General features: G+C 63.9%; 13 protein-coding genes. All 13 read left to right on the forward strand.

Features of this window, described 5'->3' with window-relative positions; genetic code table 11:
• Positions 1–3: 3 nt before the first annotated feature.
• The 13 genes from RX329_RS21600 to RX329_RS21660 all read left to right on the forward strand — a co-directional run bounded on the left by RX329_RS21600 (position 4) and on the right by RX329_RS21660 (position 12,565).
• A complete protein-coding gene (locus tag RX329_RS21600; protein ID WP_018458063.1) occupies positions 4–1,137 on the forward strand; it encodes a zinc-binding dehydrogenase in 1,134 nt (377 codons plus the stop codon).
• Positions 1,138–1,253: 116 nt separating this feature from the next.
• On the forward strand, positions 1,254–2,252 hold the full coding sequence (locus tag RX329_RS21605; RefSeq protein ID WP_247397137.1) for an MBL fold metallo-hydrolase: 999 nt from the start codon (positions 1,254–1,256) through the stop codon (positions 2,250–2,252).
• Positions 2,253–2,427: 175 nt separating this feature from the next.
• On the forward strand, positions 2,428–2,979 hold the full coding sequence (locus RX329_RS21610; RefSeq protein WP_085353225.1) for an NADPH-dependent FMN reductase: 552 nt from the start codon (positions 2,428–2,430) through the stop codon (positions 2,977–2,979).
• 209 nt (positions 2,980–3,188) lie between these two features.
• Positions 3,189–3,506, forward strand: a complete 318-nt coding sequence (locus tag RX329_RS21615) for an FtsB family cell division protein (RefSeq protein WP_007590617.1) — start codon at positions 3,189–3,191, stop codon at positions 3,504–3,506.
• A gap of 311 nt (positions 3,507–3,817) precedes the next feature.
• Positions 3,818–4,840, forward strand: coding sequence for a pyruvate dehydrogenase (acetyl-transferring) E1 component subunit alpha (gene pdhA, locus RX329_RS21620; RefSeq protein WP_085353223.1), 1,023 nt, complete (start codon positions 3,818–3,820; stop codon positions 4,838–4,840).
• Positions 4,841–4,869: 29 nt separating this feature from the next.
• The gene (locus tag RX329_RS21625) at positions 4,870–6,258 is read left to right on the forward strand and encodes a pyruvate dehydrogenase complex E1 component subunit beta (protein WP_026233491.1); all 1,389 of its coding nucleotides are present in this window, start codon (positions 4,870–4,872) and stop codon (positions 6,256–6,258) included.
• Between the two features lie 3 nt (positions 6,259–6,261).
• Positions 6,262–6,564 carry a DUF5076 domain-containing protein gene (locus tag RX329_RS21630; RefSeq protein WP_007590623.1) on the forward strand — a complete coding sequence of 101 codons (303 nt, stop codon included), beginning with the start codon at positions 6,262–6,264 and terminating at the stop codon, positions 6,562–6,564.
• A 2-nt stretch (positions 6,565–6,566) separates the two neighbouring features.
• Positions 6,567–7,019, forward strand: coding sequence for a nucleoside deaminase (locus RX329_RS21635; protein WP_317244177.1), 453 nt, complete (start codon positions 6,567–6,569; stop codon positions 7,017–7,019).
• Between the two features lie 60 nt (positions 7,020–7,079).
• Entirely contained in the window at positions 7,080–8,429 is a 1,350-nt protein-coding gene (locus RX329_RS21640) for a pyruvate dehydrogenase complex dihydrolipoamide acetyltransferase (protein WP_247397145.1), read from the forward strand.
• Between the two features lie 48 nt (positions 8,430–8,477).
• Positions 8,478–8,684, forward strand: coding sequence for a hypothetical protein (locus RX329_RS21645; protein ID WP_247296603.1), 207 nt, complete (start codon positions 8,478–8,480; stop codon positions 8,682–8,684).
• Between the two features lie 17 nt (positions 8,685–8,701).
• Positions 8,702–10,123, forward strand: a complete 1,422-nt coding sequence (gene lpdA / locus RX329_RS21650; RefSeq protein ID WP_317244178.1) for a dihydrolipoyl dehydrogenase — start codon at positions 8,702–8,704, stop codon at positions 10,121–10,123.
• A 145-nt stretch (positions 10,124–10,268) separates the two neighbouring features.
• On the forward strand, positions 10,269–11,510 hold the full coding sequence (locus RX329_RS21655; protein WP_247392809.1) for a threonine synthase: 1,242 nt from the start codon (positions 10,269–10,271) through the stop codon (positions 11,508–11,510).
• Between the two features lie 86 nt (positions 11,511–11,596).
• A complete protein-coding gene (locus RX329_RS21660) occupies positions 11,597–12,565 on the forward strand; it encodes a tripartite tricarboxylate transporter substrate binding protein BugD (RefSeq protein ID WP_317244179.1) in 969 nt (322 codons plus the stop codon).
• Positions 12,566–12,579 lie beyond the last annotated feature (14 nt).

Here is a 12,579-nt window from a genome sequence, read left to right on the forward strand (position 1 = left end):
GACATGAGCGACGGCAAGAACGGCCTGCAACTGCGTTCGCTGATCAAGAAGAGCGGTGAGCTCGAAATCTCGCTGCTCGACGTGCCGACCCCCGAACCCGCCGCGGACGAGGTTGTCGTCCGCGTCGAGGCCGCGCCGATCAACCCGTCCGACCTCGGGCTCTTGATCGGCGCGGCCGACATGAGCACGGCAAAGGCTTCGGGCACCAAAGAAGCTCCCGTCATCACCGCGAAAGTGCCGGAAGGCGCGATGCGGGCGATGGCAGGCCGGCTCGACGAATCCATGCCGGTCGGTAACGAAGGCGCGGGAGTCGTGATCAGGACCGGCTCCTCGGATGCCGCGAAGGCGCTGATGGGCAAGACCGTCGCCATGATCGGCGGCGCGATGTACACGCAGTATCGCACGTTGAAAGTGCGCGAGTGCCTGCCGCTGCCGGAAGGCACCACGCCGGCCGAAGGAGCCTCCTGCTTCGTCAATCCGCTGACCGCGCTCGGCATGACCGAGACCATGCGGCGCGAGGGTCACAAGGCGCTGGTGCACACTGCGGCCGCATCCAATCTCGGGCAGATGCTGAACAAGATCTGCATCAAGGACGGCATCCCGCTGGTCAACATTGTGCGCAGCAAGGAGCAGGCCGACATCCTGCACAAGATCGGCGCCAAATATGTCGTCGATTCCACCGCACCGAGCTTCCTCGGCGATCTCACCAATGCGCTGGTCGAGACCGGCGCCACCATCGCCTTCGACGCCATCGGTGGCGGGAAGCTCGCCGGCGACATCCTCAACTGCATGGAAGTCGCGATCAACAAGACCGCGAAGGAATACAGCCGCTACGGCTCCAACGTGCACAAGCAGGTCTATGTCTATGGCGCGCTCGATGTCCGCCCGATTGAGCTGCCGCGCGGCTTCGGCATGGCCTGGGGCGTCGGCGGCTGGCTGCTGTTTCCGTTCCTGATGAAGATCGGGCAGGCGGACGGGGCCAGGCTGCGCCAGCGCGTCGTCGACGAACTGAAGACCACGTTTGCCAGCCACTACACCAAGGTGGTGTCGCTTTCCGAGGCGCTCGATCCCGCCAACATCGCGGTGTACGCCAAACGCGCCACTGGCGAAAAATTCCTCATCAACCCGAACAAATAATCGGGACGTGCGACGGCACGTCACCGAAAGAAGGTCTTGCCTTCTGAGCGAAGCCGGGGATTATTCCGCCGCCATTTGCACGCGGGAAAACCGCGGGGCGCTCAGAAGGGGACCTCATGACCGATCTTAATCGCCGCCATTTGCTTGCAGGCGCCGCCACCTTCGGTGCGGCTGCCGTGACCGGCTTTGGGCCGACCGCCGCCAATGCCTCAGTACCGCAAGCCGGCACGCAGGCGCCGGGCTTCTACCGCTACAAGGTCGGCAGCTACGAGTGCACCTCCATCAATGACGGTGCGCGCACTTTCCCGATGCCGGACAAGTTCGTCGTCAACGCGCCGAAGGAGGAAGCGCTGGCCGCTGGCGAGGCGGCCTACATGCCGAAGGGCATGGTCACGGTGCCGTTCAACCCGCAGCTCATCAACACCGGCTCCAAGCTCGTGCTGATCGATACCGGCAACGGTGTCGCCAATCTCGAGCCCAGCAAGGGCGCGGTCGGCCGCACGCTGCAGAACCTCCAGGCCGCCGGCGTCGACCCCAAGAGCATCGACGTCGTGCTGCTCTCGCATCTGCATCCCGACCACACCAACGGCATTCGTCTCGCCGACGGCGCGCTTGCCTTCCCCAATGCGGAGATCATGGTGCCAGGCAAGGACTGGGAGTTCTGGACCAGCGAGGACAACGCCGCCAAGGCCGAGTCCAACGCGATGATGAAGAACTACTTCGCCAACGTGAAGAAGACCTTTGCCGGCCTCGAATCCAAGGTGACGAAGTACGAGTGGGGCAAGGAGGTCGCACCGGGCATCACCTCGATCGCGACGCCCGGTCACACCCCGGGGCACACCTCGTTCGCGGTCGCCTCAGGCGATTCCAAGGTGCTGATCCAGTCCGACGTCACCAACATCCCGGAGTTCTTCCTGCGCAATCCGGACTGGCATGTGGTGTTCGACACCGATGCAGCGCTGGCGCAGGAAACCCGCCACAAATTCTACGACATGGCGGCGGCCGAGAAGGCGACCGTGATCGGCTTCCACTTCACCTTCCCCTCGGTCGGCCATGTCGAGAAGGACGGCGCCAAATATCGTCTAATCCCGTCGGCGTGGAATCCGACCATCTGAGCCGATTTGCAGATTTGTACCAGGGATCGGGCCGCCACTTGGCGGCCTGATTGTTTGGGCAACCGTTCAGAAACCCAGCGTTTCCAAATCCGACCAGTCCATGCACTTGCATCTATCGGTCGAGATCGCTTAAGTGCCGACCCGGCACTCCCGCTGAAGATTTCGAGGACACTCTATGGCCTACAATATCGTCACGATCGCCGGCAGCCTGCGTAAGGACAGCTTTTCGCTCAAGATCGCCAATGCGCTCGCCAAGCTCGCGCCGGCCTCGCTCAAGCTCGAGGTCATCACGCCGGCCGGCATCTCGTTCTTCAACCAGGACCTCGAGGGAGCGCCGCCGGCGGATTGGCTGTCTTTCCGCGAAAAAATCCAGAAATCGGACGGCGTCATCTTCGTCACGCCGGAATACAATCGCGCGATCCCGGGGGTGCTGAAGAACGCCATCGACGTCGCCTCGCGGCCCTATGGCAAGAGCTCGTTCAACGACAAGCCGGTCGGCATCATCGCGAACTCGCCGGGCCCGCTCGGCGGCGTCAGTGCCGCCAAGACGCTCCAGAACATCCTGCCGGGCATTTCCGGCCCGATCATGCAGCAGCCGGAGGCCTATCTGAACGGGGTGGGTGACGCGTTCGATGCCGACGGCAACCTGACCAAGGAGTCCTTGAAGCCGGTGCTCCAGGCCTATATCGACGCGTTTGCGGTGCACGTCGCGAAGCATCACGGCTGAGGCCGCGAACCCCGGGTCTCCGTCATGGCCGGGCAAAAGCGCGAAGCGCGTCTTCGCGCTAGATGTCCCGGCCATCCACGTCTTTGCCAAATTGACGAAGAACGTGGATGCCCGGCACAAGGCCGAGCATGACGGCTGAGCCAGGCATTGGAACGCCAAGCGGGCGGGCAATTAGCACGCCCTTAACCAACCTGTCCCATCTTCCCAGGATGGTCTCCCGCGCGCGCCTGAAATCGATCCTGACCGGTCTTGCCCTCTATGCGATGGCGGCCGCCATCGTCGGCTATTTCGGCGTCAACGCCTATACCGGCAAATACGGCCTCAACGCCCGCCAGGAGCTCGACCAGGAGATCGTGGCGCTGACCAGCGAACTGGCGCAGCTCAAGCGCGAGCGCGCCAGGAGCGAGCAGCGCGTTTCGCTGCTGCGCTCCGCGAAGATCGACCCCGACATGCTGGACGAGCGGGCGCGCTTCCAGCTCGACTACGTCAATCCGCGCGATCTCGTCCGGACGATCCCGGCGAACTGACACGCGAGCGGCACAAGCGCCATTTGCGGGGTTTGCGGTCTGCCGCTGACTCCATCGAGCCAGCGCGATTGCGATATGCAAGCAGCCCGTTGCTTCCTGCGGCTGACGTGAGCGGGTCTGCGATCGGTATTCCACACACGATGCGGGAGTCGGGGAGCTAAATGTTGCCCGATCCGCGTCACAGATTTTGCAATATTACGATCGCGTTGCAGTGCGGCATAATGAAAGGCGTGCCATGCCGCCGCGGTGCTTTCCAAGGGCGTTTGACTTGGGTTAGACAGGGCTGAAGTTTTCTCTGACCCGGAATTCCCATGGCCGCACCCAAGAAAGCCGCCGCGAGTACTGCACAGGACAAGACCGACGGCGGTTCGCCCCCGGAATTCACCAGAGAGCAGGAGCTCAAGGCGCTCCGCGACATGCTCCTGATCCGGCGGTTCGAGGAAAAGGCCGGCCAGCTCTACGGCATGGGCGCGATCGGCGGCTTCTGCCACCTTTATATCGGCCAGGAGGCCGTGGTGGTCGGGATGCAGATGGCCCTGAAGCCGGGCGATCAGGTCATCACCGGCTATCGCGATCACGGCCATATGCTCGCCACCGGCATGGAGGCCAAAGGCGTCATGGCCGAGCTCACCGGCCGTCGCGGCGGCTATTCCAAGGGCAAGGGCGGCTCGATGCATATGTTCAGCAAGGAGAAGCACTTTTACGGCGGCCACGGCATCGTCGGCGCACAGGTCTCGCTCGGCACCGGGCTCGCTTTCGCCAATCACTATCGCGACAACGACAATGTCAGCGTCACCTATTTCGGCGACGGCGCGGCCAACCAGGGCCAGGTCTATGAGAGCTTCAACATGGCGGAGCTCTGGAAGCTGCCGGTGATCTACGTCATCGAGAACAACCGCTACGCCATGGGCACTTCGGTCTCGCGCGCCTCGGCGCAGCAGGATTTCTCCAAGCGCGGCGCCTCCTTCAACATTCCCGGCCAGCAGGTCGACGGCATGGACGTCCGCGCCGTGAAGGCCGCCGGCGACGAGGCGGCGGCCTGGTGCCGCGCCGGCAAGGGACCCTTCATCCTGGAGATGCAGACCTACCGTTACCGCGGCCACTCGATGTCCGATCCCGCAAAGTACAGAACGCGCGAGGAGGTCGAAAAAGTCCGCCACGACCAGGATCCGATCGAGCAGGTGCGCAACCGCCTGTTGGCCGCCAAGGTCAGCGAGCAGGATCTGAAGGCGATCGACGCCGAGGTGCGCGACATCGTCAACGCGTCCGCCGATTTCGCCCAGCATGATCCCGAGCCGGATGCCGCCGAGCTCTGGACCGATATTTACCGCTGAACGCGCGCAAGCTTTCTTTTGGAGCCGATATGCCAATTCAAGTGCTGATGCCCGCGTTGTCGCCCACGATGGAGAAGGGCAACCTCTCCAAATGGCTGAAAAAGGAGGGTGAGACGATCAAGTCCGGCGACGTCATCGCCGAGATCGAGACCGACAAGGCGACCATGGAGGTCGAGGCGACCGATGAAGGTACGCTCGGCAAGATCCTGATCCCCGAGGGCACCGCCGACGTGGCCGTGAACACACCGATCGCGACAATTCTGGCCGATGGCGAAAGTGCCGCCGATCTCGCCAAGGCGCCCGCGCCTGCCCAGCAGCAGAAGGCTGCCGAATCCGTAGCCCCTGCCGCCGCGAAGACCGAGGCTCCAGCTCCCAAGGCTGCGCCGGCGCCGCAGGCCGTCGCAGAACCCGACCCGGAAGTGCCCGCCGGCACCGAGATGGTGACGCAGACCATCCGCGAAGCCCTGCGCGATGCTATGGCCGAAGAGATGCGCCGCGACGCCGACGTCTTCGTGATGGGCGAAGAGGTTGCCGAATACCAAGGCGCCTACAAGGTGACGCAAGGGCTGCTTCAGGAATTCGGCGCCAAGCGCGTCATCGACACGCCAATCACGGAGCACGGCTTTGCCGGCATCGGCGTCGGCGCCGCGATGACCGGGTTGAAGCCGATTGTCGAGTTCATGACCTTCAACTTCGCTATGCAGGCGATCGACCAGATCATCAACTCCGCGGCCAAGACGCTCTATATGTCCGGCGGCCAGATGGGCTGCTCCATCGTATTCCGCGGGCCCAACGGCGCCGCTTCCCGCGTGGCCGCCCAGCACAGCCAGGATTATTCGTCCTGGTATTCCAACGTCCCGGGCCTCAAGGTCGTCGCGCCGTTCTCGGCCGCTGATTACAAGGGCCTGCTCAAGGCTGCGATCCGCGATCCCAATCCGGTGATCTTCCTCGAGAACGAGATGCTCTACGGCCACACTGGCGAGGTGCCGAAGCTCGACGATTTCGTGATTCCGATCGGCAAGGCGCGCATCGTGCGCTCCGGCAGCCATGTCACGATCATCTCGTGGTCGAACGGCATGAGCTACGCGCTGAAGGCCGCCGACGAACTCGCCAAGGACGGCATCGAGGCCGAAGTGATCGACCTGCGCACGCTGCGTCCGATGGACACCGACACCATCGTCAACTCCGTCAAAAAGACGGGACGTGCCGTCACGGTGGAAGAGGGCTGGGCCCAGAGCGGTGTCGGCGCCGAGATCGCCGCGCGGATCATGGAGCATGCCTTCGACTATCTGGATGCGCCTGTAACCCGGGTCTCCGGCAAGGACGTGCCGATGCCGTATGCCGCGAACCTGGAAAAGCTCGCGCTGCCTTCGGCTGCCGAAGTGGTCGAGGCCGCCAAAGCCGTCTGCTACAGGTAGACCATGGCGGGTCCGAAGGAGCAGCCATTGCCACCCGACGTCCTCGTCCGCGACGACGCGGTCGAGATCCTGCGCGTGTTCGTGCTGGACGGCGGGCTGTCGATGGCGTTCCAGCGGGCCTTCGACGAGCCCGACATGTGGGGCCTGCTGCTCGTCGATCTCGCCCGTCACGCCGCGCGCGCCTATGCGCGCGAGAGCGAATACACCGAGGAGGACGCGCTGAACCGGATCATCGAGATGTTCCAGGCCGAGATCGAGCGTCCCACCGACACCGGCACCACGACGCCGCGCGGGAAGGGGCACTGACCGTGGCGATCGAATCCTATCATTTCGATTTCATGCTGGAGGCGATCCGCGAGGCGGAAGCCTCGATTGCGCAAGGCGGCCTGCCGATCGGCGCCGTGCTGACCCGCGACAACAAGGTCATCGCCCGCGGCCACAACAACCGGGTGCAGGAGAACAACCCGATCCTGCACGGCGAGATGAGTTGCCTGCGCGAGGCGGGTGCGATTTCGTTCCACGATACCGTCATGTACACCACGCTGTCGCCATGCGCGATGTGTGCCGGTGCGCTCTCACTGTTCAAGGTCAAGCTTGTGGTTATTGGAGAGTCCGTCACCTTCGAGGGCTCCAAGGACATTCTCGACAAGTTCGGCATCTCCTGGATCGACCTTGCCGACGACCGCTCCATCACCATGATGAAGAATTGGCGTTCCATCCCTGCCAATGAGCGCCTGTGGCAGGGCGACATCGGCAACTAACCTGGTCTGTTCGTCTTCGGTCCGGAGACGGATTTTTGCAAAGTTCTTCTTGAGGTCAGCATGCCCATCAACATCCTGATGCCCGCTCTTTCGCCGACGATGGAGAAGGGCAACCTCGCCAAGTGGCTGAAGAAGGAAGGCGACAAGGTCAAATCCGGCGACATCATCGCCGAGATCGAGACCGACAAGGCGACCATGGAGGTCGAGGCCATCGACGAGGGCACGATCGCCAGGATTCTGGTGCCAGAGGGCACGCAGGACGTGCCTGTCAACGACGTGATCGCGGTGCTGGCCGGCGAGGGCGAGGACGTGAAAGCGGCAGGTGCCGCCAAGCCCAGTGCCTCCGCCGCGCCTCCGAAAGCTGCTGAAGCCCCTGCTGCTGCATCGGCTCCTGCGCCTGCTGCGCCCAAGGCCGCGCCGGCGCCCGCCGCAGCACCTGCACCGCAGGCCGCAGCACCGGCTGCGCAGAGCAACGGCCATGCCGGCCGCGTGTTCTCCTCGCCGCTGGCGCGCCGGCTCGCCAAGGAAGCCGGCGTCGATGTTGCGATGGTGACTGGCACCGGCCCGCATGGCCGCGTGGTGGCACGCGACGTCGAGCAGGCCAAGTCCGGCAAAGGCCTGAAGGCTCCCGCGGCGACGCCGTCAGGCGCACCCTCGACCGCGCCGACCATGTCGGACAAGCAGATCCTGTCGCTGTTCGAACCCGGCTCCTACGAGGTCATCCCGCATGACGGCATGCGCCGCACGATTGCGCAGCGTCTAACCGCGTCGATCCAGAACGTCCCGCACTTCTATCTCACGATCGACTGCGACATCGGCAAGCTGCTCGCCGCGCGCGAGGAGATCAATACGGCTGCTCCCAAGGACAAGGAGAAGAAGCCGCTCTACAAGATCTCGGTCAACGACTTCGTCATCAAGGCGATGGCGGTCGCGCTGCAGAAGATCCCGAATTGCAATGTGAGCTGGACCGAATCCGGCATGGTCAAGCACCACCATTCGGACGTCGGTGTTGCGGTGGCAATGCCCGGCGGCCTGATCACGCCGATTATCCGCAAGGCGGAGACCAAGACGCTATCGACCATCTCCAACGAGATGAAGGATTTTGCGACACGCGCCCGCTCGCGCAAGCTGAAGCCCGAAGAATATCAGGGCGGCACGACGGCCGTCTCGAATCTCGGCATGTTCGGCATCAGCCACTTCACCGCCGTGATCAATCCGCCGCATGCCACCATCCTCGCAGTCGGCACCAGCGAGGAGCGGCCTGTGGTCCGTGGCGGCAAGATCGAGATCGCGAACATGATGAGCGTGACCCTGTCCTGCGATCACCGCGCCATCGACGGCGCGCTCGGCGCCGAACTGATCGGCGCCTTCAAGCAGCTGATCGAAAATCCCGTCATGATGATGGTCTGACGCGCGGTAGAGGGGGCAACGTTGCATGTCCGTACCCGCTGGCCATGGATGTCGCTGCTGCTTGGAGCAGTCGTCGCGCTCAACCCGATTGGGCTCGATCTTCTTTACTCCGCGTTCTTTGCCAGTGAACAACTGGCACGGAACATCGCCCAGCCGGTCGTGCTGATTGCCTTGGCCGTAATGGCTTTGGCGACGATGCTCGAATGGCTGGTGAGGTCTTTTCTGATCAAGCGCCGCGCCCGCGGCGCCTCTTGAGTTGAATGGGAGCCGCCATGGCCGACACATCCTTCGACATCATCATCATCGGCTCCGGTCCGGGCGGTTATGTCACCGCAATCCGCGCCGCCCAGCTCGGCTTCAAGGTCGCGATCGTCGAGAAATCCTATCTCGGCGGCATCTGCCTGAACTGGGGCTGCATCCCGACCAAGGCGCTGCTGCGCTCGGCCGAGATCTACCACTACATGCAGCACGCCAAGGATTACGGCCTGTCGGCCGACAACGTCTCGTTCGACCCGAAGGCGGTGGTGCAGCGCTCGCGCGGTGTCTCGAAGCGGCTGAACGATGGCGTTGGCTTCCTGATGAAGAAGAACAAGGTCAGCGTGATCTGGGGCGCGGCCTCGATCGATGCGCCCGGCAAAGTTACCGTGAAGAAGTCGGACGTCGGGGGCCCCAAGGGTGCGCTGGGCGAGGGGACGTATCAGGCCAAGCACATCATCATCGCGACCGGCGCGCGGCCGCGGGTGCTGCCGGGCCTCGAACCCGACAAGAAGCTGATCTGGACTTATTTCGAGGCGATGGTGCCGGAGCGGATGCCGAAATCGCTGCTGGTCGTCGGCTCCGGCGCGATCGGCATCGAGTTCGCCTCCTTCTTCCACACCATGGGCTCGGACGTCACCGTGGTCGAAGTGCTGCCGCAGATCCTGCCGGTGGAGGACGCCGAGATCGCCGGCCTGGCCCGCAAGCGTTTCGAGAAGCAGGGCATCAAGATCCTGTCCTCGACCAAGGTGACCAAGCTCGAGAAGAAGGCCGACAGCGTCGTCGCTACCATTGACGACGGCAAGGGCAAGCCTGTGACGACCGAGTTCGAGCGTGTGATCTCGGCGGTCGGCGTCGTCGGCAACATCGAGAACCTTGGACTCGAGAAGCTCGGCGTGAAAACGGATCGCGGCGTCATCGTGATCGACGGCTACGGCAAGACCAACATCCCCGGCATCTATGCCATCGGCGATGTCGCGGGGCCGCCGATGCTGGCTCACAAGGCCGAACATGAAGGCGTGATCTGCGTCGAGGCGATCAAGGGCCTGCATCCGCACGCCATGGACAAGAACCTGATCCCGGGCTGCACCTATTGTCAGCCGCAGGTGGCCTCCGTCGGCCTCACCGAAGCCAAGGCCAAGGAGAACGGCCGCGAGATCCGCGTCGGCCGCTTCCCCTTCGTCGGCAACGGCAAGGCCATCGCGCTCGGCGAGGACCAGGGCTTGGTCAAGGTGATCTTCGACAAGAAGACCGGCCAGCTGCTTGGCGCCCACATGATCGGCGCGGAGGTCACCGAGCTGATCCAGGGCTACGTCGTCGCCATGAACCTTGAGACCACGGAAGAGGAGCTGATGCACACGGTGTTCCCGCATCCGACCCTGTCGGAGATGATGAAGGAAGCCGTGCTGGATGCGTATGGACGGGTGCTGAATATTTGACGGGCGCGCATCGCCGCCCACCACCGTCATTGCGAGCGAAGCGAAGCAATCCAGACTGCCTCCGCGGAAAGACTCTGGATTGCTCCGCTGCGCTCGCAATGACGAGCGGAGGGATCTGTTTGCAAAACAAGAAGGAAATCACCCCATGCAAGACAACGACAACCTCACCATCGAACGCCCGACCTTCGTCACCCATCTCGAATGCGCGATGGAGGGCGATCATTACGCCGCCGACCAGGTCCACAACCTCTCCAAGGCCGGCAAGCCGCTGCTGGTGCGCTACGACCTTGCCGGTGTGAAGACGGCGCTGACGAAAGACGCGCTCGCCCAGCGCCCCGCCGACATGTGGCGCTACCGCGAGCTTTTGCCGGTGCGTAAATGTCAGGACATCGTCTCGCTCGGCGAGGTCACGACGCCGCTGATCCGGCTGCCCAAGCTCGGTGCAAAACTCGGCGGCGGCGAGATCATCGTCAAGGACGAGGGGCGCTTGCCGAGCGGCTCGTTCAAGGCGCGCGGCCTCGTGATGGCGGTGTCGATGGGCAAGGCGCTCGGCATCAAGCATATGGCGATGCCGACCAACGGCAATGCCGGCGCGGCGCTCGCGGCTTATGCGACCTCCTGCGGCATCAAGACCACGATCTTCTGCCCGGCCGATACGCCGGAGGTGAACGTCAGCGAGATCGAGCTGCAGGGCGCCACCGTCTACCGCGTCAACGGCTATATCGACGATTGCGGCAAGATCGTCGGCGAGGGCAAGGCGAAAGTCGGCTGGTTCGACACCTCGACCTTGAAGGAGCCGTACCGCATCGAAGGCAAGAAGACGATGGGGCTCGAACTCGCCGAGCAGCTCGGCTGGGACGTGCCCGACGTGATCTTCTATCCGACCGGCGGCGGCACCGGCCTGATCGGCATGTGGAAGGCGTTCGACGAACTAGAGAAGATCGGCTTCATCGGCAGCAAGCGCCCGCGCATGGTCGCGGTGCAAGCCTCCGGCTGCGCGCCCATGGTGCGCGCCTATGAGGCCGGCACCGAGCATGCGACGCGCTGGGAGGATGCTCACACCATCGCGTCAGGCATTCGCGTGCCGCAGGCGATCGGCGACTTTCTCATTTTGCGCGCGGTGCGGCAGAGCAACGGTTTTGCCATTGCCGTCGACGACGACAAGATCTCGTCGGCGCTCAGCGAGGTCGCGCGCGAGGAGGGGCTGTTGCTCTGCCCCGAAGGTGCTGCCACCTACGCCGCCTACAAGGACAGCCTCGCCGACGGCCGCGTCAGCAAGTCCGACCGCGTGATGCTGTTCAACTGCGCCACCGGCCTGAAATACCCGCTGCCGCCGGTCACCCGCACGCTCGATCGCCACAAGCCGATCGACTATTCGCAGTTCTAGCGCGGCATTTCGTCCCTTCACGAACGATCCCTCTTCCCGTACGCGGGAAGAGACAAAAACAACAATGACATTGCTGGGAGAAGACAATGAAGGCCGCCTGGGCTGCGCTGATTGCTATTCTCGCTGTTGCAGGCGCCGCGCGCGCCGACGACTATCCCTCGCGTCCCATCACCATCATCGTTCCCTTCGCCGCCGGCGGTCCGTCGGATGCGATGGCGCGAGTGCTTGTCGAGCGGATGCGGACATCGCTTGGGCAGCCGCTGGTGATCGAGAACGTCACCGGCGCGGGCGGCTCGATCGGCGTCGGCCGCGCCGTGCATTCGGCCCCCGACGGCTACACGATCTCGTTCGGCCATCTCGGCACCCACGTCGCCAACGGCGCCGTCTACAAGCTCAATTACGACCTGGTCGCGGACCTGGAGCCGGTGGTGCTGCTGCCGAGCAATCCGATGATCGTCGTCAGCAAGAACGCGGTGCCCGCGACCTCGCTGAAGGAGCTGCTGGACTGGCTGAAGTCGCGACCGTCGCCGCCGACCGCCGGCACCGCCGGCGCGGGCTCGGGTAGCCACATCGCCGGGCTCTATTTCGAGAGCGTCAGCGGCATCAAGCTGCAATACGTACCGTATCGCGGCACCGCGCCCGCCCTGAACGATCTCATTGCCGGCCAGATCGACATCATCGTCGACCAGACCTCGAACTCCATCAACCAGGTCCGCGCCGGCACCATTCGCGCCTACGCCATCACCGATGACAGGCGCCTGTCGTCGGCGCCCGACATCCCGACGGCGGAGGAGGCGGGCCTGAAGGGCTTCAACATGACGCTCTGGTCCGGCATGTGGGTGCCGAAGGGCACGCCAAAGGCGATCGTCGCCAAGCTCAATGCCGCTGCCGTGGAAGCGCTGAACGATCCCGGCGTGAAGAAGCAGCTCGAAAGTCAGGGGCTTGAGATGACACCCCAGGATCAGCTCACGCCCGAGGCCCTGGGCGCCCGCCAGAAGGCGGAGATCGCGAAGTGGTGGCCAATGATCAAGGCGGCGAACATCAAGGTGGAGTGAGCGCCGTGTCGCCA

Source organism: Bradyrhizobium sp. BWC-3-1 (assembly GCF_032917965.1).
GTDB classification, from domain to species: domain Bacteria; phylum Pseudomonadota; class Alphaproteobacteria; order Rhizobiales; family Xanthobacteraceae; genus Bradyrhizobium; species Bradyrhizobium canariense_D.

Coding starts and splice junctions, on each gene's coding strand:
- RX329_RS21600 (WP_018458063.1), top strand. CDS start 4: ATGAGCGACGGCAAGAACGGCCTGCAACTGCGTTCGCTGATCAAGAAG.
- RX329_RS21605 (WP_247397137.1), top strand. CDS start 1,254: ATGACCGATCTTAATCGCCGCCATTTGCTTGCAGGCGCCGCCACCTTC.
- RX329_RS21610 (WP_085353225.1), top strand. CDS start 2,428: ATGGCCTACAATATCGTCACGATCGCCGGCAGCCTGCGTAAGGACAGC.
- RX329_RS21615 (WP_007590617.1), top strand. CDS start 3,189: ATGGTCTCCCGCGCGCGCCTGAAATCGATCCTGACCGGTCTTGCCCTC.
- pdhA (WP_085353223.1), top strand. CDS start 3,818: ATGGCCGCACCCAAGAAAGCCGCCGCGAGTACTGCACAGGACAAGACC.
- RX329_RS21625 (WP_026233491.1), top strand. CDS start 4,870: ATGCCAATTCAAGTGCTGATGCCCGCGTTGTCGCCCACGATGGAGAAG.
- RX329_RS21630 (WP_007590623.1), top strand. CDS start 6,262: ATGGCGGGTCCGAAGGAGCAGCCATTGCCACCCGACGTCCTCGTCCGC.
- RX329_RS21640 (WP_247397145.1), top strand. CDS start 7,080: ATGCCCATCAACATCCTGATGCCCGCTCTTTCGCCGACGATGGAGAAG.
- RX329_RS21645 (WP_247296603.1), top strand. CDS start 8,478: ATGTCGCTGCTGCTTGGAGCAGTCGTCGCGCTCAACCCGATTGGGCTC.
- lpdA (WP_317244178.1), top strand. CDS start 8,702: ATGGCCGACACATCCTTCGACATCATCATCATCGGCTCCGGTCCGGGC.
- RX329_RS21655 (WP_247392809.1), top strand. CDS start 10,269: ATGCAAGACAACGACAACCTCACCATCGAACGCCCGACCTTCGTCACC.
- RX329_RS21660 (WP_317244179.1), top strand. CDS start 11,597: ATGAAGGCCGCCTGGGCTGCGCTGATTGCTATTCTCGCTGTTGCAGGC.